The 24660-nt window shown below is 51.1% G+C and carries 21 protein-coding genes and 1 pseudogene; 11 read left to right on the top strand and 11 right to left on the bottom strand.

Features of this window, described 5'->3' with window-relative positions; translation table 11 throughout:
* Positions 1-70: 70 nt before the first annotated feature.
* Positions 71-2083 (top strand): TRAP transporter permease, encoded by a 2013-nt coding sequence (locus GY634_RS02530; protein ID WP_242683580.1) that lies wholly within the window; start codon positions 71-73, stop codon positions 2081-2083.
* The gene (locus GY634_RS02535) at positions 2083-2532 is read left to right on the top strand and encodes a DUF1850 domain-containing protein (RefSeq protein WP_166406989.1); all 450 of its coding nucleotides are present in this window, start codon (positions 2083-2085) and stop codon (positions 2530-2532) included. The genes GY634_RS02530 and GY634_RS02535 overlap by 1 nt, the downstream gene beginning before the upstream one ends.
* Here GY634_RS02535 and GY634_RS02540 read toward each other — a convergent pair.
* The 10 genes and pseudogenes from GY634_RS02540 to GY634_RS02580 all read right to left on the bottom strand — a co-directional run bounded on the left by GY634_RS02540 (position 2504) and on the right by GY634_RS02580 (position 11314).
* Complete coding sequence (locus GY634_RS02540) at positions 2504-3241, bottom strand: flagellar brake protein (protein ID WP_166406990.1); 738 nt, start codon at positions 3239-3241, stop codon at positions 2504-2506. The genes GY634_RS02535 and GY634_RS02540 overlap by 29 nt on opposite strands.
* A gap of 111 nt (positions 3242-3352) precedes the next feature.
* Entirely contained in the window at positions 3353-4261 is a 909-nt protein-coding gene (locus GY634_RS02545; protein WP_166406991.1) for a delta(1)-pyrroline-2-carboxylate reductase family protein, read from the bottom strand.
* Positions 4262-4302: 41 nt separating this feature from the next.
* The gene (locus GY634_RS02550) at positions 4303-4893 is read right to left on the bottom strand and encodes a helix-turn-helix domain-containing protein (RefSeq protein WP_242683581.1); all 591 of its coding nucleotides are present in this window, start codon (positions 4891-4893) and stop codon (positions 4303-4305) included.
* 39 nt (positions 4894-4932) lie between these two features.
* On the bottom strand, positions 4933-5658 hold the full coding sequence (locus tag GY634_RS02555) for an ABC transporter ATP-binding protein (protein WP_166406992.1): 726 nt from the start codon (positions 5656-5658) through the stop codon (positions 4933-4935).
* The gene (locus tag GY634_RS02560) at positions 5655-6482 is read right to left on the bottom strand and encodes an ABC transporter ATP-binding protein (RefSeq protein ID WP_166406993.1); all 828 of its coding nucleotides are present in this window, start codon (positions 6480-6482) and stop codon (positions 5655-5657) included. Before GY634_RS02560 ends, GY634_RS02555 begins: the two co-directional genes overlap by 4 nt.
* Positions 6475-7655, bottom strand: a pseudogene (gene livM / locus GY634_RS17135) (high-affinity branched-chain amino acid ABC transporter permease LivM). The gene GY634_RS02560 and the pseudogene livM overlap by 8 nt, the downstream one beginning before the upstream one ends.
* A gap of 315 nt (positions 7656-7970) precedes the next feature.
* Positions 7971-8888, bottom strand: a complete 918-nt coding sequence (locus GY634_RS02570) for an ABC transporter permease subunit (protein ID WP_166406994.1) — start codon at positions 8886-8888, stop codon at positions 7971-7973.
* A gap of 60 nt (positions 8889-8948) precedes the next feature.
* A complete protein-coding gene (locus GY634_RS02575) occupies positions 8949-9704 on the bottom strand; it encodes a branched-chain amino acid ABC transporter substrate-binding protein (RefSeq protein ID WP_278249002.1) in 756 nt (251 codons plus the stop codon).
* A complete protein-coding gene (locus tag GY634_RS17310) occupies positions 9650-10069 on the bottom strand; it encodes an ABC transporter substrate-binding protein (RefSeq protein WP_207625469.1) in 420 nt (139 codons plus the stop codon). The genes GY634_RS02575 and GY634_RS17310 overlap by 55 nt, the downstream gene beginning before the upstream one ends.
* 63 nt (positions 10070-10132) lie before the next feature.
* Entirely contained in the window at positions 10133-11314 is a 1182-nt protein-coding gene (locus GY634_RS02580; RefSeq protein WP_166406995.1) for an NAD(P)/FAD-dependent oxidoreductase, read from the bottom strand.
* Between the two features lie 196 nt (positions 11315-11510).
* Here GY634_RS02580 and amaB point away from each other — a divergent pair, with 196 nt between their 5' ends.
* The 3 genes from amaB to GY634_RS02595 all read left to right on the top strand — a co-directional run bounded on the left by amaB (position 11511) and on the right by GY634_RS02595 (position 14196).
* Positions 11511-13010 (top strand): L-piperidine-6-carboxylate dehydrogenase, encoded by a 1500-nt coding sequence (amaB, locus tag GY634_RS02585; RefSeq protein WP_166406996.1) that lies wholly within the window; start codon positions 11511-11513, stop codon positions 13008-13010.
* A gap of 240 nt (positions 13011-13250) precedes the next feature.
* On the top strand, positions 13251-13664 hold the full coding sequence (locus GY634_RS02590) for a YidB family protein (RefSeq protein ID WP_166406997.1): 414 nt from the start codon (positions 13251-13253) through the stop codon (positions 13662-13664).
* 184 nt (positions 13665-13848) lie between these two features.
* Positions 13849-14196: a response regulator transcription factor gene (locus GY634_RS02595; protein ID WP_166406998.1), complete on the top strand. Its 348-nt coding sequence runs from the start codon at positions 13849-13851 to the stop codon at positions 14194-14196.
* Here the strand turns inward: GY634_RS02595 and GY634_RS02600 are convergent.
* Positions 14147-14839: a hypothetical protein gene (locus GY634_RS02600; protein WP_166406999.1), complete on the bottom strand. Its 693-nt coding sequence runs from the start codon at positions 14837-14839 to the stop codon at positions 14147-14149. The two genes, GY634_RS02595 and GY634_RS02600, sit on opposite strands and share 50 nt — an antisense overlap.
* Positions 14840-14909: 70 nt before the next feature.
* Here GY634_RS02600 and GY634_RS02605 point away from each other — a divergent pair, with 70 nt between their 5' ends.
* The 6 genes from GY634_RS02605 (at position 14910) to GY634_RS02630 (ending at position 24643) form a co-directional block, all read left to right on the top strand.
* On the top strand, positions 14910-15635 hold the full coding sequence (locus GY634_RS02605; protein WP_166407000.1) for a prepilin peptidase: 726 nt from the start codon (positions 14910-14912) through the stop codon (positions 15633-15635).
* 13 nt (positions 15636-15648) lie between these two features.
* Positions 15649-16248, top strand: a complete 600-nt coding sequence (gene coaE / locus GY634_RS02610) for a dephospho-CoA kinase (RefSeq protein ID WP_166407001.1) — start codon at positions 15649-15651, stop codon at positions 16246-16248.
* Positions 16249-16292: 44 nt separating this feature from the next.
* Positions 16293-17048, top strand: a complete 756-nt coding sequence (gene zapD, locus GY634_RS02615; protein WP_166407002.1) for a cell division protein ZapD — start codon at positions 16293-16295, stop codon at positions 17046-17048.
* A gap of 172 nt (positions 17049-17220) precedes the next feature.
* The gene (locus GY634_RS02620; RefSeq protein ID WP_166407003.1) at positions 17221-18414 is read left to right on the top strand and encodes an MdtA/MuxA family multidrug efflux RND transporter periplasmic adaptor subunit; all 1194 of its coding nucleotides are present in this window, start codon (positions 17221-17223) and stop codon (positions 18412-18414) included.
* Entirely contained in the window at positions 18411-21545 is a 3135-nt protein-coding gene (locus GY634_RS02625; protein ID WP_166407004.1) for a multidrug efflux RND transporter permease subunit, read from the top strand. Before GY634_RS02620 ends, GY634_RS02625 begins: the two co-directional genes overlap by 4 nt.
* Positions 21542-24643 carry an efflux RND transporter permease subunit gene (locus tag GY634_RS02630; RefSeq protein WP_166407005.1) on the top strand — a complete coding sequence of 1034 codons (3102 nt, stop codon included), beginning with the start codon at positions 21542-21544 and terminating at the stop codon, positions 24641-24643. The genes GY634_RS02625 and GY634_RS02630 overlap by 4 nt, the downstream gene beginning before the upstream one ends.
* Positions 24644-24660 lie beyond the last annotated feature (17 nt).

Genomic DNA, 24660 nt, shown 5'->3' on the forward strand with positions numbered 1-24660 from the left:
TAGGCAGTGATTCTGACCAACCTCAGGAATCACTGCTTTTTTTTGATGTAAATACTGGGCAATTATGAGCATGGATCACGATCAATCCGTGGCAGCGCTTCCACGGTCTATTTTTTGGGTAGCGGTACTGTTTTCTGTTTTTCAGATTTACACCGCTGCATTTAGTCCTATCTCCAGCCAAGTGGTACGTGCCATACACGTAGGCTTTGTGCTGTTGATGATCTTCACCCTAATGCCCACTTTTTTTGGCAGAAAAATACCGGCATTGGGCTGGATTTTGGGGCTAATAGGTTTTGTTTTTAGTTTTTACCACTGGGTGTTTGAGTCCGATCTCACCGCTAGGGCAGGCGAGATGACGACTGAAGACATGGTGGTGGGTATTGTTATTATCGCGTTGGTGTTTGAAGCCACTCGTCGCATGATGGGGATTGCGTTGCCCATTATTTGCGGCTTGTTCTTGCTGTATGGCTTATACGGCGAGTTCTTACCGGGCAGCTTTGCACACCGAGGCTACGGCTTTGACCAAATCATCAGTACCTTAAGTTTTGGTACGGAAGGGATTTACGGTACGCCTACCTATGTGTCGTCTACCTATATCTTCTTGTTTATCTTGTTCGGTTCGTTCTTAGAGCGTGCTGGCATGATCACGCTGTTTAGCGACTTGGCGATGGGTACAGTAGGGCACACTCGCGGTGGCCCAGCTAAAGTGTCAGTGGTCAGTTCAGGTTTGATGGGGACCATTAACGGCTCAGGTGTGGCAAACGTGGTGACTACCGGGCAGTTCACGATTCCTTTGATGAAGCGCTTTGGTTATTCCTCGGCCTTTGCCGGTGGGGTAGAGGCCACATCTAGCATGGGTGGGCAGATTATGCCGCCAGTGATGGGAGCCGTGGCCTTTATTATGGCCGAGACCATCAACGTGCCCTATGTGGAAATCGTGAAAGCCGCCATTATTCCGGCCATTCTATATTTCTTTACGGCTTTTTGGACAGTACACCTAGTTGCTGGGCGCGAAGGGCTATTTGGCCTGCCTAAAGAGGAGTGTCCTAACCCGTGGGCAGCCATACGCACCCATTGGTATTTGCTCATTCCATTGATTGGTTTGGTGTCGCTACTATTTTCAGGCTATACGCCCCTATTCTCGGGAACCGTAGGCTTGGGGCTAACCGTTATTCTGATCTTTGGTGCAGCAGCTATTAGCGGTTGTAGCCGTAATACCTTACGGTATTTGTTCTGGCTATTACTAGGTTTGGCGTGTACTGGTTTTGTGAAGTTTGGGGTCATTACCTTTTTTGTCATTATTGCGTTGTTAGCGGCCTTTTTGCTCATTCAACGTCATAGCAAAGATGTATTGCGCGACTCTATACAGTCACTGGCAGATGGTGCGCGTCATGCGTTACCGGTTGCGATTGCTTGCGCGCTGGTAGGGGTCATCATCGGGATTATTAACTTAACCGGTGTGGCGGCAGAGTTTGGTGGCCAAGTGATTGCCATTGGTAAAGACAACTTGCTGTTGGCGTTGTTCTTAACCATGATTACGTGCTTGGTGCTGGGGATGGGTATTCCTACTATTCCTAACTACATTATCACCAGCTCTTTGGCAGCCCCTATTTTGCTGCAACTGGGTGTACCGCTGATTGTGTCGCACATGTTCGTGTTTTACTTCGGGATCATGGCCGATTTGACACCGCCAGTGGCATTGGCTGCGTTTGCCGCCGCTCCTATTGCAAAAACCACCGGGTTGAAAATCAGTATTCAAGCCTTGCGGGTGGCCATTGCCGGATTCATTGTGCCGTACATGGCTGTGTATAGCCCCGCGTTGATGCTGCAAGATTACACCAGCCCCATCGAGGTCATTTACGTAGTGGTGAAAGCGGTATTTGCCATTGTGTTGTGGGGGGTAGCGACTACAGGTTTCATGCGTACCAAAGTACAGGTTTGGGAACGTGTGTATGTGTTTGTGGCCGCCGCGATGTTGGTGTGGGCCGATCCTATTTCGGATCAAATTGGGTGGGCCATGACAGCTTTGTTCTTGGTGTGGCATTACCTGCGTAGCCGTGGCGTAGAGCACAAGGCAGCCTAATGCCCATCAGTGCGGTCATTGGTATTTGTTTGCAATTAGCTGGGGCACCCGATGCGGTGCCCCGCTATGTGCCTACCCAACGTTTTACCTTGGCGTGGCAACACTCTATTGAGAAAGTGCGTTGGGAAGAAGACTACCAACTGGTGCCTGCCGCCTCTGACGCTAACGTCGCTGATATTGTGTTGGTAGAAGCGCGAGTAAAAGGCTCGGCAGCGGGTATGGAACCACCAGAAGACGCGTATTTAAAAAATGGCTGGTATCACTACCAGCCACCTAGAACTCCTGTTCAAGAGCTACGCTTAATGCGTTCGGGTTATACCCCCGACTACGAATTGTGTATAGACCAACGCTGTAGCAGTGTACAGCAGTATGTACAAACCGATGGTGGCATCACCACCGTACGTGCGTGCACAGAGACGGTTAGTGTAGACCGCGCTCTTTCGCAATAAGTTGGCGTTCTAATCTATTGGTGTAGGTTTGCACCTGGTTTTCTGCCACCCCTTGTAACCCTACAAATGCCGCCCCTATATGGCGTATAGGAGTGCCGCTAGGCAGCAGCAATTCGCGTTCACGGGTGATTTGTAGCGTAACGGTAATGGTGCCTACATCGGGTAAATGCAACGTGCAGTCGTGCAGCAGCATGCCCAGCCTAAAGTTCACTTGCCTATTTTTATCCAGCAACGCCACGCCACCTACACTGATGTCATACAGGTCAAACACTATAGGGGGCTGACTCAACATCAATGCACAGGTGGCAGGGTTGGACACGGGCACAGGCACACGGAAAAACTCACGTCGTTGAATGCGGCGAATAAACTCGGGCAAATCAATGCTAAGTGCGGGCTTACCTTCAAAATATGTGGCCGTGATGTGATCCGTAGAAAACTGTACTTTGACCTGATCAATGCTGGTTTCAAAGTCAGCGGTGCCGGCTTCTAAAAACTGCTGATTGATAGCGTCGTGCGAGGCGCAGTCGATGATCAGGTGTTCTGCATCCAGATCAATATCCATTAAGGTAGTGACCACTGAAATGTGGGGGTGTGGCCCTTGCATTTGAATGAGCAAACCATCATCCAACATACGTCGTAGCAGACGCAACATCTCATAGCGGGAAGAAATTCGGTGCGGATCGTGCTCAGTAACAGTGGAAGTGGACATACCTGGTTAGTGTTCAGCAGAGAGTAAAGAAGAAAGCTACCGGTGAAGATAGCAGCAGCTTAACACTAACCAGTAGGGGTTAAGGCTTGAATAAGCCTCTACTTATACTGCTTATGCACTCTTCAGATGCAGGCGCGCGCAACGAGCCGCAGCAAGATCCCATGCAGCACAACCTATGCTTTTATAAAACAAGGGGCGGGAGCGGTTAGGGGGCTGGTGCTGAGCTAGCGCAATAGGCTGCACGAGGTCCCAGTTAACATGCGCTTGCAGTAAGTCTCCCGCCTCATGTGGGCCTGAGGTTTTATCGTCAATGTAGTGCAGACTGGCTTGCACGGTATCAGCAGAAAACTCAGCCATATCGTGTCGGTAAGCGCCCATCCCTATGAGCAGCCGGTCGGCGCGAGCAGGGTGGTGATAAATAGGGGTTTCGCTGCTGGTGGTGCCAATGACTACATCGGCATCCTCTGGCACCTCGGTGACGATGGTGAGGGTGATGTGCGGTAAGGCTTCTTGCAGTACACGTGCTTTGGCAGGGTTGCGAGCCACAATACTGATACGGCATTGTGGATACAGGGCATGCAACGCTTGAGCATGACCTTGCGCTTGTACACCTGCCCCTAAAATCGCGGCATGCTGGCAACTGTTTTGCCACAGCAGTCGTATACCCAACATAGACACGGCAGCGGTACGCCTCTCGGTGACGGTGGGGCCGTCTAGCACAAACAGGGGTAAACCGTTTTCGCCATCGTAAGCGCAGACCAAACCTTGAATGGTGGCTAAACCAGCCTGTGGGTTTTGCGGCATGATGTTTACTAACTTATGTATACCTATGTCGTTAGCCGTAGAGGGCATGGATAGCAGTGTTGCCCCAGTAGGGTAGTCTACACTTTGGCGTGTAGGGGCGTGAATGTGGCCATGGTGATAATCCAATGCGGCTTGTGCCAGTGCGTCCGTCAGGGCGGGGTATGGTAACGCGGCAGCGGTTGCATGAGCATCCAAGACTGCAATAGGGTGATGCATAGTCTCCTCCAGAGTTGGGGGTGGTTGCCTCATGGCAAACCTTATAGTTCTGCTTTGGTGCTAATCCACATAACTTCAGCATCGTCTGCTCCGCCGTGATTAATCACGCGGTGTAGCATGCGGCTGTCTATGTAAAAACAGTCGCCCTGATGCAGTATTACGGGTTGGTAAAACTCGGTGTGTAGTTCGATGCTGCCACTCAGTACGTAGACGAACTCTTCGCCTTCGTGACGGCTCCAACCTTCTTGTGGGTCTATATCGTGTGCTTTGATACGCGAAATAAAGGGCATGATGTGCTTATTGGCCAATTGCGAACACAGCACACGGTGCTCATACATAGGCGTATCATGCCTTTCGCCGTTTCCGGCACGTTCTATGGTGCGTCGCCCAGCACCCATGTGTTCTTGGGGCGGTGCAAATAACTCGGCTATATCAACCTGAAAGCCGCGTGCCAACCGTAGCAACACATCATAGGTAGGCGAACTTAAGCCATTTTCTATCTTCGACAAACTGGATGAAGCCACGCCGGTAGCTCGGCTCGCTTGCTCTAGCGTCCAACCGTGCTGTTGGCGCAAGGAGCGTATGCGTTCAGCTAAGGCCGATACCGAAGACTGCACATCTGGATACGTCACGATAGGATTCCTTATAGGGTGCCAACCAGGCAGAAAACATCAGTGTTTTTTACCGCCTCCCAAGTACGCGTCACGCACTTGTGGATTGGCAAGAAGCTCGGTACCAGAGCCTGTGAGCGTAATCTGGCCATTGGTCATGACATAGCCACGGCTAGAAAGCTTTAGGGCGTGGTAAGCGTTTTGCTCTACCAGGAAAATAGTTTTCCCCAACGAGGTGATGTCTTTAAGGATATCGAAAATCTGCGCCACAATCAGTGGGGCTAAACCTAAGCTGGGTTCGTCTAGCAGAATCATGTCAGGCCTGCCCATTAATGAGCGTGCCATCGCCAACATTTGCTGTTCACCACCCGATAAGGTGCCTGCTCGTTGGTTTCTACGTTCTTTTAGTCTAGGAAACAAGGCAAACATCTCTGTTTTATCGGCGTCTGCATGTTCCATACCTATAGGTAGGGTGCCGATAAGTAGGTTTTCCTCTACGGTCATGGCAGGGAAAATTCGTCGTCCTTCGGGTACTTGCGACAAGCCTTGCCGGGCGATGTGATGAGGGGGCAAGTTAGCCAAGTTCGTGCCATTAAAAATAATCTCACCTTTGCGTATTTTCGGTAGTCCAAAAATACTCATCAGTAAGGTGCTTTTACCCGCGCCGTTTGCGCCAATTAAGCACACGATCTCGCCACGGTTTACATGTAGGGATACGTCGTGCAGTACTTGAATGGCACCGTAGCCATTACAGACGTTTTTAATATCCAATAAGGCTGAGCTCATACCTGTTCCTCTGTTGCTGTACCTAGGTAAGCGGCAATGACTTTCGGGTTGTTGCGTATGTCGTCGGGGCAGCCTTGAGCGATGACTTCACCGTGGTCTAACACCACAATGTGATTGGAAATATCCATGACCAAACCCATGTCGTGTTCAATTAACAGCACGGTGACGCCAAACTCATCGCGCAGCAGGTGAATCAGTGAGGCCAAGTGATCGGTTTCAGAGGGGTTTAAGCCCGCAGCAGGCTCATCCAAACAAATCAGCAAGGGCTCAGTACACATGGCCCTGGCAATTTCCAGAATACGTTGTGAACCGTAGGGCAGCTCGCCAGCCAAGCGGTTAGCTTGGTGAGCCATGCCCAAGCGTTCTAGCCATTGCATGGCGGTTTCTACACCTTGGCGTTCGCGGTCTTCAAAACGGGCTGATGCCCACATGCCGCGCCACAAGTTGCCATCCAAATGTCGGTGTTGGGCAACCAGCAGGTTTTCCAGCACGGTCATGTCTTGGAAAAGACGGATGTTCTGAAAAGTACGCGCAATGCCTGCCCTAGTAACTTGGTGCGACCCACCTACTAACGGGCGGGTGAGTAGTTTGGCCACCTGAGAAATACGACCGTCTTCCCGATGCAAACTAATGACGCCTTCGCTGGCGCGGTAGAAGCCGGTGACGCAGTTAAAAACTGTGGTTTTACCTGCACCATTGGGGCCAATTAAGGCCGTAATAGAATGGCGCTGTACGTCGAAGTTAACGTTGTTGTTGGCAATAATGCCGCCAAAACGCTGGGTAAGTTGGCGTACGGTTAGGATGGGATCATGCGTATTAGTCATGTTTGCCTCCGGCAAAAGCAGGGCGTTTAGCACGTATTAGCCCATGTGGACGCCAGATCATCATCAAAATCATCAGTACACCAAACATCAAAATACGGTAGTCGGCTAAATCACGTAATAGCTCGGGTAATAAGGTAAGCGCCAAGGCAGCAATCACCACACCCAGCATAGACCCCATGCCTCCTAGCACCACAATGGACAAGATCAGCACCGACTCGAAGAAGTTAAACGAGGTGGGGTTAATGAAACCTTGGTAGGTGGCGAAGAACACGCCCGCAATACCGCCGGCAATTGCCCCAATGGTAAAGGCCGATAATTTAATGGTGACGTGATTAATACCCAGTGAACGGCAGGCGATCTCGTCTTCGCGTAAGGCTTCCCACGATCTGCCAAGCGGCATGTAGCGCAAGCGGTTGAAAAAACGCAATGTGATGGCGACTACGGTAAACAGCACCAAGTAAATGAATAGAAACTTGTAATCACCGTGGTACGACAAACCAAAGAACTCATGAAAAGGCGGGTTGCCATTGCTACTGCGGCGTGCAAACTCCATACCAAAAAACGTAGGAGAGGGGGCGGCAGCACCGTTAGGCCCACCGGTTACATCAGCCCAGTTGGTTAAGACCAAGCGGATAATTTCCCCGAATCCCAAGGTCACAATAGCCAAGTAATCGCCGTGCATACGCAGCACGGGAAAGCCCAGCAATGCACCGCAAGTGCCAGCCACAATAGGTACTAGCAGCAGTGCTGTCCAGAAACCAAAATCAAAGTATTGCGCGCCTAGTGCCAGTAAGTACGCCCCTACGGCATAAAACCCCACAAAGCCCAAACCAGCAGGCCCGCCATACCCACGACGATGTTTAGCCCTAAGCCTAGCAGCACATAAATCAGCGCTAACGTGAGGTTACTGATCCATACTTTGGGCAGTAAGCCGGTGAGGTTTAGCAAAATAGGTAATGACACACCGGCTAAGAACAACAGCGGTACGTAGATTTTCCAGGCATTTTTCTGGCCGCGAGGTTTAGGTAGGCTTACTCCAAATACAAACAGAATAAACAAGCTAATTAAGACCAGCGCCGAACTGGCGCCTACCGCAATTACCCCTTGCCAGCCCAAAAAGCAGGCAAACAGGGCAAACAGCACACAACTGCCAAACACCCGCAGGTTTTTGATCGTAGAGGGGGCAGAGGTGGACTCTACGGTGATGTCATCCGAAGCGTTTTTTTGCTGCAAACGTTGCAGTAACCGGTTGCCAGCCGGCAGTTGCGCCAAGATAGACACACCAAAGCGTACAACGGCGACCAAAATAGCCAGACTGATACCGTTTAGCAGTATGGGAGTGCGCTCTGGCAGGAATTTAAAATCGTATTGGTTCAATACCAAGTTGGTAATGGGGCCCAGCAAGATCAAGGTGACCACGCCAGCAATCAAGGCATCCTTAATAGAATGTCCCCACGAAATGGGAGTAGGGGTAGTGGTATGCATGGATTACACCTTTTCCACTGCTGGGCGTCCGAGTAGGCCGCTGGGTTTGAATATCAACACCAGCACCAATACGCTGAATGCAAACACATCTTTGTAATCGCTGTTCACGAAGCCAGCGAAAATAGATTCCAATACACCTAGCAACAGCCCGCCTAGCATGGCACCCGGTAAGGAACCAATCCCACCCAGTACTGCTGCACTAAAGGCTTTCAAGCCAATAATGAAACCCACATAAAAATCAAAAGAACCGTAGCTCAACGTCACCAGCACACCCGCAATCGCGGCCATGACGGAACCAATCACAAACACCATGGACACAATACGGGCACTATTAATACCCAAAATGGTGGCCATTTTGCGGTCTTGCTGTACAGCCCTACATTGACGGCCTAGGCTAGTGCCATGAATTAACCAGGTCAGTATTGCCATGGCGGCCACGCTTACGCCAATAATGATCAAGTTCATTAGGCGTATTTGGATGAAGTTTTCATCATCGCCAATACGGAAACTGCCCGAAACCAGAATAGGTACCCCTTGTACGTTGGGGCCTTGCGCAAGTTGCACGTAGTTTTGCAGTACCAACGACACCCCAATAGCAGTAATTAATGGAGCCAAACGGGTAGTGCCGGTGAGCGGTTTATAGACCGTGCGCTCAATGGACCATCCATATAGACCAGTAATGGCCATGGTCACAATCAGCGTGGTGAGTAACGCGAAAGGTACAGATTGAATGCCAAAGAAAGAAATAACAGCAAGGGTAATGGCGGAAATATAAGCACTCACCATATAGATGTCACCATGGGCAAAGTTAATCATGCCGATGATGCCGTACACCATGGTGTAGCCGACTGCGATAAGACCATACACCGAGCCTAAGGTTAGGCCGTTGATGATCTGTTGACCAAAGATATAGAAGTCCATGGACACACACTCCAGGTTGGCGGGCAGCGATCGCTACCCGCCGGGATAAGCGAAAACGGTTTACTTCAGTTCGGCATATCCACCGTTGTCATCCCACTGGTACATGACATAGTTGGCTACTTTTAAGTCGCCTTTGCTATCCCACTCTTTAGGGCCCAGTACGGTTTGCACCTGATTGGCCTTCATCCAGTCAGCCAGTTCTACACCGCTGGTGGAGTTAGTGCCTTCTAGCGCGGCGGCCAAGGCTTGTACACCGGCGTAGGCATATAGCGTGAAGCCGTCAGATTTCTTCCCCTCGGCGGTCAGTTTGGCGACCACGTCTTTACTGCTTTCCATGTTGCGAGGGTCTTGAGGGAAGGTCATGTACACGCCGCTGGAGTACTGTGGGCCACCCGCAGCGGTGACGAAGGCAGGGTCAACAATGCCATCATCAGACACAAAAGGTTGTTTCATGCCTTGTTCGCGCATCTGGCGTACCAGCGTACCGGCTTCACCGTGCAAGCCACCAAAGAAAACAGCATCCACATCGGCACTACGCATGCGAGTTACCAACGCGTTGTAGTCACGCTCGCCACGGTTCACACCGTCAAACACGACGACTTCTACGCCAGCACCTTCAACGGCTTTGCGTGTGGCATCGGCCAATCCACGGCCATAGGTATCTTTGTCGTGGATGACGGCAATACGTTTGGCTTTGAGGTCATTCGCGATGAAGTCGCCAATCACTAAGGCTTGCTGGTCATCCCTACCCACAATACGTGTCACTGTAGGCATATCACGCTCGGTAATGACAGGGTTGGTAGCACCGCAGGCCATCGACAGCACATCGGCCTCATCGTAAATTTCTGTGGCGGGGTATGACTAGAAGAGCAGAAGTGGCCTACTACACCTGCCACTTTTTCTTGGTCAGCCAATCGGTTGGCAACGGCTACAGCTTGCTTGGGTTCGCAAGCATCATCACCTTTGATCAGTTCAATCTGTTTACCGTTCACACCGCCATTGGCGTTGATCTGTTCAGCGGCTGCGACAGCACCAATCCACAACTGGTCGCCAAAGGCTGCATTCGCGCCGGTAAAGGGACCAGCAATAGCAATTTTGACGGTTTCGGCGGCAGATGCTGCGAAGGGAAGCGCCAAGCAAAGTGTGGCGGCCATCACGGAAAAAGCAAACTTCCTTTTCATTTCATTGTCTCCTGATTATTGGAATAGTTGGTGCTGCGTTGTGCCGGTGGGCAAAAGGAGTTGTTACACGACGTTTTTCTCAATCAAGGGCTGATTTTCCAAAACACGTTGCCAGCCTAGGCGAGTGAGATCCAACGAGCGGAAGTGGCCATATACCACTAGCTCACTTAGCGCTCTACCTACAGCAGGGGCCTGCTGCATACCATGCCCGCTCAAGCCGTTAGCAAAGAGCAGGTTTTGCATCTGGGGGTGAGCTCCCAGAATCAGGTTCTGATCCAATAAATTCATGTCGTAGTGACCCGCCCAACTGCGCACTAGGCGTAGGGCTTCAAAGCCCGGCACACGTTCCGCTAAGAGAGGCCACAGCAAGTCATCGAATAGTTCGTGTTGCACATCAAAATCAGTGCACGGAGGGTCTTGGTCGGCAGAGGGGGCTATACCGGCAATAAAGCCTTCGCCTTCAGGACGGAAGTACGCACCAGTAGGGTCAATGACCATGGGGCAGCCGGGCACGTGTGCGGGAGAGGTAAAGTAGAAAACGCTGCGTTTATGCGATTGCACAGGTAGCTCAATGCCCGCTGTTTGTGCCAAACGGGTAGCGTCGGTTCCGGCGGCATTAATCACGAATTTGGCATGAATCTTTTCGCCATTTTCTAGCTCTACTCCGTTAATGCTGCCGTTCTGGTGCAAGAGTTTTTGCACGCGAGCAGCTCGGTAGGTGGCACCCAGCGAGATGGCTTTGCGGCGCATGCCTTGCATCATGCCGTATGCATCTAACCAACCTTCACCGCTTAAACCCAACGAACCCGCAGCAAGGTCGCTGGTGTTCATCCATGGGTATTTGGCAGCCAGCTCAGCGGCGGCAAACATTTGTATGTCAGCGCCTTCCGCTTGTTGTGTTTGCAGGTTAGAGCGCAAGACCTCTTCGCCTTCAGCGGTTGCTAAAAACAGGTAACCCCCTTCCACAAAGGCGGGGTCAGAGGAATCACCGTTTACATCCATGTTGTGTTTGAACTGGCGCAAAAACTCCGTGCCAAACATGGACATACGGATATTTTCAGGCGTGGAGAACTGATGGCGTATTGATGCAGCAGACAGGGTGGTAGCGCAATGTTGGTAACTGGGGTCTTGTTCCAGCACCAGCACCTTGCCTTTGAAATCGGGGTTGGACAGTAGGAAATAGGCGGCAGAGCTACCTGTAGCAGCACCCCCTACGATCACGACATCAAACAGCTGGGTTTCCATGATTAACAATTCTCCGGTATCGGATACGAGTGGTTGTACGTTGTGATGCTATTATTTTCATAATTGTGAAAATATTTTATTAGTGTTTTCCCTTTGAGTATAAATTTTCCTATACGAAAAATGATATTCTGATTAGAAATACGGTGACCTGCTAGTTGCCGGAACTTTGTCCCCTGTTCATTGGATGGAAATTGCTATGCAAACTGCAGAATTATTAGAAAAGCTGGGTGTGGACGCAGCGAGTATCCGTGGTGGATCGCTGTCGGTTGCTTCGCCTGTGGATGGACAAGAAATTGCTCGCGTCGCGCAGCACAGCGTGGCCGACGTAGCGACGGCAGTCAGCCGTGCTAAGCAGGCTTACACCGCATGGCGCTCGGTACCCGCACCACGCCGAGGTGAACTAGTACGTCTGTTTGGTGAAGTGCTGCGCGAAGAAAAAGAAAACTTGGGCAAGCTGGTGTCCATCGAGGCTGGGAAAATTCTGGCTGAAGGGGCAGGCGAAGTTCAGGAAATGATTGATATCTGCGATTTCGCAGTGGGGTTATCGCGCCAGTTGTACGGTTTAACCATTGCATCTGAGCGTCCTGGTCACCGTATGATGGAAACATGGCACCCACTAGGGGTGATAGGGGTGATTTCTGCGTTTAACTTCCCGGTTGCGGTGTGGTCATGGAATACCGCATTGGCGCTGGTATGCGGTAACGCTGTGATTTGGAAACCCTCGGAAAAAACACCGTTGACAGCTCTGGCATGCCAAGCGTTGTTTGAACGTGCATTGAAACGTTTTGGTGACGCACCAGCAGATTTGAGCCAAGTGCTGATTGGTGAGCGCGATGTAGGGGAAGCGCTGGTAGATAACCACGATGTAGCACTGGTGTCGGCAACAGGTTCTACTCGTATGGGTAAAGAAGTAGGCCCACGTGTGGCGGCACGTTTTGGCCGTTCATTGCTAGAGCTGGGTGGTAATAACGCCATTATCGTCAGCGAATCTGCCGATTTGAATTTGGCGATGCGCGGTATTTTGTTTGGGGCTATAGGCACAGCAGGCCAGCGTTGCACTACGACTCGTCGTGTGATTGTGCACGAAAGCGTGGCAGATGAGTTGTTGAAACGTCTGCGTAAAGCCTACGACAGTGCGGTGATTGGTAGCCCATTGGAAACAGGCACCTTGGTAGGCCCGCTGATAGACAAAGACTCTTTTGATGCCATGCAAACAGCATTGAAAAATGCGCGTGAGCAAGGTGGTACGGTTCACGGTGGTGAACGTGTGCTGCAAGACAAATATCCCAATGGCTACTATGTGAAACCTGCCATTGTGGAAATGCCCGAACAAAGTAGTGTGGTGAAACACGAAACCTTCGCACCGATTTTGTATGTCATGCGCTATACCGATTTCCAAACAGCGGTAGATATGCAAAACGATGTGCCACAAGGTTTGTCGTCCGCGATTTTCAGTAACGACCTGCGTGAAGCCGAGTTTTTCTTATCAGCTAACGGCTCAGATTGCGGTATCGCTAACGTGAATATCGGTACCTCCGGTGCAGAGATTGGTGGTGCATTTGGTGGCGAGAAAGAAACCGGTGGTGGCCGTGAATCGGGGTCTGATGCATGGAAAGTGTATATGCGACGTGCGACCAACACCATCAATTACTCGCGTGAGCTGCCGTTGGCGCAGGGCATTCAGTTTGGTGATTAAACTGAGCTTATAAGTAGGATGAAGAGCTAAAAATGCGCTGCTTAGGCAGCGCATTTTTGTCTTTATCACCACGTCATTACGCAGGAGTAAAAACTAAAGTTCCTTGTGTGGCAGTCCCTTAGATAGAGGCATCGTTTAAGAAGAGATTTTTGTTTGCATTTGTTTTTTCTACGGTGTGCGAAAGCACGGCACAATGTATCGTCCTTAGACTTAAAACAAGTAAATAACGAGGTATTTACCGTGAGCTTCCTGAACTCTTTGATGTCCGTTGCATCTGCAGCATTGAACCCAGCACAACAAGAACGTGCCAGTCTGATTCCGGCCTTGGTGTCGTTGGTGAATAAGTTTCCCGGGGGCCTGAATGGCTTGATACAGGCATTTAAGCAGGGTGGCTTAGCGAAGGTAGTGACCTCGTGGATGAGCAGCGGCGAAAAATTGCCCGTGAGTATGGGGCAGCTTGAGCAGGTCTTGGGTAATAAAGCGGTCGCCACCATGGCGGACGACAGCGGCTTAAGCGAGAACAAAGTGTTGTCTCACTTGACCGAGTTACTGCCAGCATTGATTGGCGCTGTATCCAGTTCAGGTAATGGCGAGAACTCAGAAGGTGCTCTAGACGTGCAGTCTGTACTGGGTATGCTGTTGAAAGATCGTTAATGCGATAAGCGGTGGCCTTCAATCCTGTGTAACAGCAGGATTGGAGCGAAGAGGTTTGCTAGGTGGATCATTTGATCATATTGTAACAAAGCATAAGTGTCGCTATTATTTGCCATAACTAGGGCAGTAGGGTAGCGTTTTCAGGTGGCAATTTTTATTGCTCCCACTTATTGGAGGCTTTGTAATGCAGACACCACAACAAGAAACCGCGACATGGCTAAATCAACGTTTAACCGCGCGTGAGCTACAAGTCATGAAATTGGTCATACAGGGGTTGCCGAGCAAGTCCATTGCAGCAAAACTGGGTATTTCACAGCGCACGGTAGATGCGCATCGAGGAAGCATGTACAGCAAATTAAATGTGCGTGGTGCCATGGAGCTCTCGCATTTGGTGTTCACGCGAGGCATGCGCAATCGCTATAGTCTGGCTGAACCGGACACTAAGGGGTGTAGCGGTTCAAGCCAAGACGTGAAAGGGCCTATTACTGCGGACGATTACACTGAGGGGCCGGACGACCATCCAACTCGTTGATGGGGTCTATATCTGCTTGGCGGCTCAGCAGGGTTTCCAGCGTAGGACGTTGTTGATTAAACGCCTGCACTTTCATCTGGTTATTGTTCACGAAGCTGAGTTCAGCCAAGGTGGCATCATTGCTTAACTGCAAAATAATGCGATTAGGCTGACTACCAACCTGATACCAACAACCGCTGGTGGTGTGGGTAGGGGCGGAACGGTCAGCCGCTTCAATACGCATACGCCAAATACCCGATGGGGCGGTGGTTAACGTAGTGCGTAGTGGCACACACAGAGTATCCGTGGGCGAGCAAGAAATCGTACCCAGGAATGTACGAGGCTCAACAAGTTCACGTACCTGACGGCTTTCAATCAACTGTTGGTCAGCTGTACGAGGTTGCTCGGCAACCGCATCTTTACCAAAACCAAACTGCAACTGCGATGCCGCATGCGTATGCTGGGCTCGGGCAGAGTTTTGCGCATCATTTTCGGTATCAGAACGGCTGCTTTGATACGACGGTGGCGTTGATTGGCTAGCGCAACCGGCAAGTAATGCACAAAGTGCTAGGCCTGTGAGCAGGGAACGGCTTGGGAAAGCAGAGGTAGTAAGAGCACGCATGATGCCATCCTGTGCAGGTAAGTGGGCAAATGAAGTAATCATTATAAGCTGTTCGCGAATAAGGATTCCAACAATGCTGTATTTACTGTGCGCACTGCAGGCAGCACTTTTAATGAGCTTTGCCCAAAGTTGGGCTGCGTGCTATGCCTTTATCTTGCAACAGGGTGCTACACCTAACAGCAGCCGTTTATGGCACGCGGCATGGCAAACACTAAAGCAGCCACGTTATTGGGCTCGCTTTGGCTTCTGGCCGCACTCGGCATGGCGGCGCTGTTACGCCGTGCTAGGGATAGGCGTTGGTGTGTCTTTAGCGGCAGCGCTCTTATATAAGGGGTGGTACTTAGTTACGCATGGACACGTTTCTATAGCAGTGGGCCTGTGGTATGTGGCACTAACTGTGGTTCTATTGTTTTTAGCGTGGTGTGATCTGTATACGCGGTTGTTGCCCGATGCCTTAACGATTCCGCTGATGATTTTGCCGTGGTGGTGTGTAGCTGTTGATGGTGTGGCCTTGAGTACACCTGACGTGGCATGGTGGTGGAGTGTGGCCTTGTATATAGGGTATCGCTATGGTGTCGCTGCCGTGTATCAGCAGTGGATGGGAGCCGGAGACCTAAAATTGTTTTTAGGGCTGTGGGCGGTTAGTCCGCAACCCGATGCGGGCATAGGTTTGGTGTTAGTTTCTACCTGTGCCTGTTGGGTGGTACAAGCAGGGTGGCAGCGTCGCTGTTTACCTCGCGGAGCGTGTGCTTTTGGGCCATACTTATGCCTAGCGTATAGTGTAATAAATGTATGGGAATCCAGCCTGAGTATGGGCTTTTCACCATACGGGTTTTAAGGATGCAAAGCCTATGCTAAAAATTGGGTTAACAGGTGGAATAGGGTCAGGTAAAAGCCAAGTGGCCACACTGCTGGAAGAGTGGGGTGCCACGGTGGTAGATACGGATCTAGTCGCCCACCAACTGTGTCAGACTGAAGGATTGGCGATTGCCGCTATTGCTGAGCAGTTTGGCCCAGAATTTATTACGGCAGAGCACGGTATGGATAGACAGCGTATGCGTGAGCATGTGTTTGCGAATCCCGCCGAACGCCAACGCCTAGAGGCGTTATTACACCCCTTAATTGGGGAAGAGGCTCGTAGGCAGGTTATGGCGGCTAGCGGCTTGTATGTGGTAGTGGTTGTTCCACTGCTTATTGAGCGCGGCAGTTGGCGTAATCGTGTAGATCGCATTTGTGTAGTGGACTGCGATGAGGCTACCCAGAAACAGCGGGTACGTGAGCGTAGTGGGCTGACGGATGAGGTCATTGAGCGTATCATGGGGGCGCAAGCAACCAGAGAACAACGTTTGGCGGTTGCAGACGATGTTATCGTCAATGATGGCACCACCTCATTGCATGAGTTAAGCCGTCAAGCGGAACAGCTACATCAGCAGTGGTTGCAACAGCGTTAATCTACATCAGTGCATTTTTTTAGCTATTTAAGGGTTTTTTTCACGTGATTCTTTACGAGTATCCCTGTAACGAACGTGTACGTGCCTTTCTGCGGGTCGAATATTTATTTGACCGTCTGTGTTATTTCATGGCGGGCGATGACCCCCATTTGCACCAGATAGCCGTCACTACATTGTTCGAAATACTGGATGTTTGTGAACGTTCAGACCTACGTGGAATGATTCTGCAGGATATAGAGCGCCAGCGTGCGGCCTTATCGGCATTACGTGAACATCCTGGCGTGTCCGCTCAGTTGTTGGATCACATGCTAAATGAACTGCATGAAGTGAGCAGTCCATTAGCGGCGCAAGGCCGCTTGGGGCAAAACCTTAAAGAAAACGAATGGCTAGGCAGTCTGCGTGGTCGGTTAACGGTGCCAGGTGGCTGTTCACAAGTCGATATTCCTTCTTATTTTGCATGGCAATCTAGGCCTGCGGCACAGCGTCATGCCAATCTTAAAGAGTGGTCGGACGCTTTCAAGCCTTTGCATACGGCACTGTTGCTGGTGTTGCGCTTATTGCGTGATGCCGGTGATGTGTTAGAGCACACAGCCCATGAAGGTAATTACCAAGAAATGCTAGGCGGTAAGTCCTTTCAGTTACTGCGAGTATGGGTAAATGAAGCGGCCGGTGTGTTTCCTGAGATGAGCGCGAACAAATATGTGTTGTGGGTACGTTTTGCATTGCAAGACACCACCAACAAACCCGTGCCATTGACACGAGATATACATTTCAAACTGGCACGCTGCAATATTGGGTAACGTGCAGACACTTTTTGTTATTGAGAATGGAACTTATTCCTTTGCGAAGAGTCCCAACGTGGTTGAGTGAGTCGCTAGAGTAGCTGGGTCAGCGTAGCTACTCACGCTACACATGGCACGGGGCACATAGCCCTATCTAAAAAAAATAGCTTTGCTTGTTGGAGAGCAGTGAATGACGAATTCTGCATCCCGTTCAAGACCCCGTGCGCGGGTGTTCTGGTGGTGCTTGCTAATCGTGATGGTGATCGTAGCCGTATATTGGTGGCAGTCCAGTCGAACAGCAGGGGGGGCAAGTGCTCCAAAAGGACGCCCCGGCATGATGGGGATGATGGGGGCTAAAGTGCCTGTACGAGCAGCGCAAGCGCGGTTTGGTCAGCTTCCGGTGCAGCTTCCCGCCATTGGCACTGTACAAGCCTTTAATGTCGTAACCGTGCGTAGTCGCGTAGAGGGCGAGCTGGTAGATATTGCCTTTGAAGATGGGCAATGGATTGAAGAAGGGGCATTGCTCGCAAAAATTGATCCACGCTCATATCAAATACGCCTAGATCAGGCCAAGGCACAACTGGTGCAAAGTGAAGCACAGTTGCGGTTAGCGCGTCTGGATCTAGATCGCTACAAACGCTTATCCAAGCAAGACTCCATTTCGTTGCAACAACTGCAAAACCAAGAGGCCACCACTCAGCAACTGCAAGGTGCTGTACAGGCAGCCAAGGCTGGCGTAGATGAAGCGCAATTGCAGTTGGATTACACCCGTATTACGGCACCATTGAGTGGTAGGTTGGGGTTGCGTACGGTTGATAAAGGTAATTTGATCTCGGCGGGTAGTACCGAAGGGCTGGTGGTGATTACGCAAACTCAACCTATTGCTACGCACTTTTCATTGCCTCAGCAAGATTTGCAACGTGTGTTAGAGGCCGTGCATGAACATGAAATGCTGGCTAGCATGGTGACGGTAACCGTGAGCAATCGTAATGGTGAATTACTCGCCACGGGTGAGTTGATGGCCATTGATAACCAAATTGATGTGAATACCGGTACGGTACGCATCAAGGCGAAATTTGCGAATGAAGACCACAAGCTATTTCCCAATCAATTTGTGAATGTGAAAGTGTTGTTGGGGCAGCAAGATGGGGTAATTGTGCCCGCCCGTGCGATACAAAGCGGCTCTATTGGTGATTATGTGTATGTAATCAACGAGCAAAGCAAAGTGTCAGTGCGTGCCATACAAACAGGCGTCACCAACGATGTGGATACCGTGGTGTTGAACGGTTTGGAAGCGGGTGAGCAAATCGTGACCGAAGGTATGGATCGCTTGCGCGAAGGGGCGGAAGTGGATGTGATCGCACCAGAGGCCAGTAAACAGTGAACTTCTCACGTCTGTTTATCCTAAGGCCAGTCGCCACCACTTTGGCTATGTTGGCCTTGTTAGGGGCAGGCTTGTTGGGCTACCGGTGGTTGCCGGTAGCAGCGTTGCCGCAAGTGGATTATCCCACTATTCAGGTGGTGACCTTGTATCCCGGGGCAAGTCCTGATGTGATGACGGCCTTAGTCACGTCGCCATTAGAGCGACAGTTCGGGCAGATGTCGGGCTTATCTCAGATGACCTCATCCAGTTCGGGTGGGGCGTCGCGCATTACCTTGCAGTTTGACTTAGGCTTATCGCTGGATGTGGCCGAGCAAGAGGTGCAAGCGGCGATTAACGCAGCAGCCAACACGCTGCCCTCTGATTTGCCATCCCCTCCTATTTATAACAAGGTGAACCCCGCGGATACGCCAGTGTTGAGTTTAGCGATTATGTCGCCTACGCTGCCGTTGACCGAGGTACGGGATTTAATTGATCTGCGGGTGGCACAAAAACTCTCGCAGGTTACAGGTGTGGGCTTGGTGAGCATTGCCGGCGGGCAACGTCCAGCAGTGCGCATACAGGTGAACCCGGAAGCCTTAGCCGCGCATCAGCTAACCTTAAGTAATGTGCGTCAAACGGTGGTGGCGGCTAACGTTAACCAGCCTAAAGGGACCTTAAATGGTCCGGTACGTTCTACCTCTATTAGTGCCAATGAACAATTACAGTCGGTAGAGGACTACGAAAACCTGATTCTGCGCTACGAAAATGGTTCAGCATTGCGTTTGGGCGATGTGGCAACCGTCGTGCATGCGGCGGAAGATGCCCGACAGTCGGCATGGTTTGGCAGTACACCTGCTATTTTGCTGAATGTGCAGCGCCAGCCCGGCGCGAACGTGATCGAGGTTGTGGATAAAATCACCGAGTTACTGCCCAGCTTGCAGCAGGCCATGCCTGCCGGGGTGGATGTAGTGGTGGCGGCTGACCGCACCCGTACTATTCGCGACTCGGTAGCGCATGTGCAGCAAGAAATGCTATTGGCTATTGTGCTGGTGGTGTTGGTGACTTTTGTGTTCTTGCGCACGTGGACAGCAACCTTCATTCCCGGTGTAGTAGTGCCGCTGTCGTTAGCGGGTACCTTTGGCATTATGTTCTTGATGGGTTTCAGTGTGAATAACCTGACCTTGATGGCGCTGACCATTGCTACCGGTTTTGTGGTGGACGATGCCATCGTCATGATAGAGAACATCGCCCGTTACATAGAGCAGGGTGAAAAACCATTAGCGGCCTCGTTAAAAGGGGCAAAGCAAATTGGCTTTACCTTGCTATCGCTGACTTTCTCTCTGATTGCTGTGCTGATTCCATTGCTGTTTATGAGTGATGTCATTGGCCGCTTGTTCCGAGAGTTTGCACTCACGTTAGCGGTCGCTATTTTGTTGTCGTTGGTGATATCGCTCACCCTGACCCCCATGATGTGTGCTCGCTTGCTGCGTGCGCACAGTGATGAGCCTGCTAAACCAGAAGATACTGACAAACCGCAGCGTTTTTATCAGCGTAGTGTGTCGTGGTTAGCGCATAAAACCGATGTGATGATTCAGCGCTATGACGATGGTTTGAAATGGGTGTTGCGCCATCAAGTGCTCACGCTATGGGTGGCTGTGGGTACGCTGGTCTTCACTGCATTGCTGTATATGGTAGTGCCTAAAGGCTTCTTCCCCGCGCAAGATACCGGTATGTTGCAGGCCATTACAGAAGGGCCGCAACGCGCGTCTTTTCAAGCTATGTCCGGTTTGCAAACACAGGCAGCAGAAGAAATCTTGCGTCATCCCGATGTGGAAAGCGTGACCACCTTTATTGGGGTAGATGGCAATAATGCCACCTTAAATACAGGGCGCATGCAGATTAGCTTGTTACCGCAATCAGAACGCAGTCTGGATGCGATCACCATCGGTAAAGAATTAGAGCAAGCAGTGGCTACGGTGCCTGGCTTGAAGGTGTATATACAAACCGTGCAAGAGCTGACGGTAGATGATCAAGTCGCACGTAACCCTTACCAAATGGCCTTGTCTGACCCCGACAAACGGGTGTTAGAAAACTGGTTACCCGTGTGGGAAGATGCCTTGCGTGCTTTGCCATCTATAGCATCGGTGGCAACCGATCAGCAACCGGGTGGTCAGCAGTTAATGCTGGATGTAGACAGGGATACGGCTGCCCGACTGGGGGTGACGAAGGCCACCTTGGATGATGTGTTGTACGACGCGTTTGGCCAGCGACAAATTTCTACCATCTATACGCAGTCGGCACAGTACAGGGTAGTGCTGGAAGTGGCAGATGAGTTCCGCGAATACCCTGAAAACGTCGCTAACCTGCATATTCCTACTAGTAGTGGCACGACGGTACCGCTCAGTACAGTCGCCAGTTGGCGTATTGCGCCCATGATGCTGAGCATAGAAAGGCTAGATCAATTCCCGTCCGCGAACGTGTCCTTTAGTTTGGCATCCGGAGCCTCGTTGTCTGAGGCGGTGGCCGAGATCCAAGCGACGCGATCCGATATAGGGTTACCTGATTCCGTAGAGCTACGGTTCTTGGGCGCTGCACGCGCGTTTGAAGCCTCGTTATCCAGCACCTTGTGGCTGATGTTGGCGGCAGTGGTGACTATGTATATCGTGCTGGGAATTTTGTACGAAAGCTATATACACCCCATCACGATTTTGTCTACCTTACCCTCGGCCACCATTGGCGCGCTAGCGGCGTTGCTGTTGGCGGGACGAGATTTAGACATGATAGGGGTGATAGGCATTATCTTGCTTATCGGTATTGTGAAGAAAAACGCCATCATGATGATCGACTTTGCCTTGGTTGCGCAGCGCGAACAAGGTTTGTCGGCGCAAGAGGCTATACATCAAGCGGCATTGCTGCGGTTTAGGCCCATCTTAATGACAACATTGGCGGCGCTATTTGGTGCGTTGCCACTGATGTTTGCGTCGGGGTCAGGGGCTGAGTTGCGCCAACCGCTAGGTTTAGTCATGGTGGGTGGCTTGCTTTGCAGCCAGGTGCTGACGTTATTTACAACGCCGGTTATCTATTTGTTCTTTGATAGACTCGCCACGCGTTGGAAAGCCTCACGAGCTACAGGGAGAGAGGTTAGCGCATGAGGTGGCTAACCCTCTTTATTGTGCGTCCTGTTGCCACCACCTTAGTGTGTTTGGCGATGGTGGGAGCGGGGGTGCTGTCGCTATTTATGCTGCCTGTTGCGCCGCTGCCCGAGATGGATTTTCCCATGATCATGGTAGAGGCACGGCTGTCTGGTGCTAGCCCTGAAACCATGTCGTCCAGTGTGGCCATGCCGTTAGAACAGTCCTTAGGCTCGATTTCGGGGGTGATGGAAATGACATCACGCAGCTCCGAGGGCTCTACACGCATTACATTGATGTTTGACCTTGATCAGGACATCAACAATGCAGCACGTGAAGTGCAGGCGGCTATTAATCAGGCACGCCCTATGTTGCCGTCGGGTATGCGTGACCCACCCTCCTATTTCAAGGTGAACCCATCCTCCATGCCGGTGATGGTGTTGGCCATGACCTCACCCATTGCTACACCTGCCGAGCTATATGACTTGGCGACCACCATCGTTGCGCAAAAATTAGCGCAGGTTAAAGGCGTGGGCGAGGTGTCGGTGGGCGGTTCGTCATTGCCGGCTGTGCGCATTAGTTTGAACCCGCGTTTGCTGAGCAGCATGGGCGTGTCGCTGGATGAAGTACGCAGTGCCTTAGCACGGGAAAATGCCATAGGCCCTAACGGCTACTTAGAAAATAGCGATCACCAGTGGTATGTGAACTCGGGGGCGCAGATGAGTCGTGCCCAGCAGTTTAGGCCCTTGATCGTGGCATGGCGAAACGGTAACCCTATACGCTTAAGCGATGTGGCGTTAGTAGAAGACAGCACCGAAACCTTATATAACGCGGGATTTTCTAACGAAAAACCAGCAGTGCTGTTGATAGTGCGGCGACAAGCCGATGCCAATATTATTGAAACGGTAGACGCGATTCGCGACAAACTGCCGGACTTCGAAGCCATGATGCCGGCGGATGTGCATTTGTCGGTAGCGCAAGATCGTACACCTAGTATTCGGGCCTCATTAGAAGAAGCACGCAAAACACTGATCATTGCCATGGTGCTGGTAGTGCTCGTGGTATTGGCGTTTTTGCGTGATTGGCGGGCAGCGCTGATTCCGGCCATTGCCGTACCGGCATCGTTATTAAGTGCGTTTTCGCTGGTGTATTTTTTTGGCTTTTCCTTAAACACCATTTCGTTGATGGCCTTAATTATTTCCACTGGTTTTGTGGTGGACGATGCCATTGTGGTGTTGGAAAGTGTCATGCGCCATGTAGAGCGTGGGGTCAAACCATTTAGAGCGGCCATACGAGGGGTGCGCGAGGTAGGCTTTACGGTGCTGGCGATGAGTATTTCGCTGGTGGCGGTATTTATCCCCTTGTGGCTAGTGGGGGGCTTAGTGGGGCAGCTCTTTAAAGAGTTTGCCGTGACCTTATCTGTGGCCATCTTTTTCTCGCTGCTGATTTCGCTCATGCTAACGCCCATGATGGCGGCCAGATTATTGCCTGATACGCCTAAAGCAAAACCTATGTTTCAAGGCGTGAGCCGCGTCTTAGGCTATGTAGGCCATGTGTTTGCGGTGGCCTATCAACGCAGTTTGTCGTGGGCATTGCGACATAAGCGCTTAACGTTGCTATCGCTATTTTTGGCTATTGTGCTGAATGGCTATTTGTTCGCCGTAATCCCTAAGGGCTTATTTCCCCAGCAGGATACGGGGCAGCTAATGGGCTTTTTTAGGGTAGATAAAGGTACCTCGTTTCAAGGCATGCTGCCTAAGCTGGATAAGTTTAGAACAGTGTTGATGAATGACCCCGCCGTGCAAAGTGTGGCGGTGTTTGCGGGTGGTCAGGGAGCCAGCACCAGTTCTACGATTCTGATTGAGTTAAAGCCTTTAGACGAACGTGATGCCAACGCCAATACAGTCGTTGCACGGTTGCGAGAACAGTTGCAGTCTGAACCGGGAGCACGCATGTTCCTGACCCCACAGCAGGATATTTTTGTGGGCGGAGCAGGGCGTGCAGGGGCGTATCAGTACAGTTTGTTAGGCAGCGATTTGGTATTGCTTAAAGAGTGGATGCCAAAAGTCAGGCGTGCGATGGCCGCGTTGCCAGAGCTTACCGATGTGGAAGCTGACTCAGAGGAACCCGGTTGGCGCGTAGAAATGCGTATAGACCGCGAAAAAGCGACCAGCTTAGGGGTAGATATGGCCTTGATTGCCTCTACGCTGAATAACTCGTTTAGCCAACGACAAGTGTCGGTGGTGTATGGGCGCTTGAATCAGTACAACATTGTGTTGGGGGTAGAAGAACGCTTTGCTCAGGATGTAGAAGCGCTTAAGCAAGTAGAGGTAATCAGCAAAGATGGAAATCGTATTCCGTTGTCTACCTTTACCGATTTTGTACCGGGTTCTGCACCGTTGAGTGTGAATCACGAAGGGTTATTTGTATCCGAGAGCATTTCGTTTGCGTTGGCCGAGGGCGTGTCGCTAGAGCAGGGGGTAAATGCCATCGAACGGTCATTGGCAGAAATCAGCTTACCTACCAATCAAATACAAACGGGTTTTGGGGGTACAGCGAAGCTCATGCAAGACTCGCTGGCACAGCAACCGTGGTTAATTCTGGCGGCGCTTGCCACCATGTACATTGTGTTGGGCATGCTGTACGAAAGTTATATACATCCCATCACCATTCTCTCTACGCTGCCGTCAGCCGGTATTGGTGCTTTGTTGGCGTTGATGGTGATGAACGAGGACTTCTCGGTGATTGCGCTGATCGGGGTGTTCTTATTGATTGGTATTGTGAAGAAAAACGCCATCATGATGGTGGACTACGCGTTAATCGCCGAGCGCCGTGATGGTTTGCCCCCAGAAGAGGCCATTTATCAGGCCTGCTTAGTGCGTTTTAGACCCATTATGATGACCACTATTTCCGCTATTCTGGGTGCCGTGCCGCTGATCGTGGCAACCGGCGCTGGGGTGGAAATGCGCCAGCCTTTAGGGCTAACCATTGTGGGTGGTTTGTTATTAAGCCAAGTTTTGACCCTTTATACTACGCCGGTGGTGTATTTGTATTTGGACCGTTTCCGTCAACGTTATCTTGCTAAGCGTCGTGCGCGCTTGTCTAACCATGCTGCCTAATATTTCTCGTTTTTTGA

This window comes from Paenalcaligenes suwonensis (assembly GCF_011290505.1).
Lineage (GTDB): Bacteria > Pseudomonadota > Gammaproteobacteria > Burkholderiales > Burkholderiaceae_B > Paenalcaligenes > Paenalcaligenes suwonensis.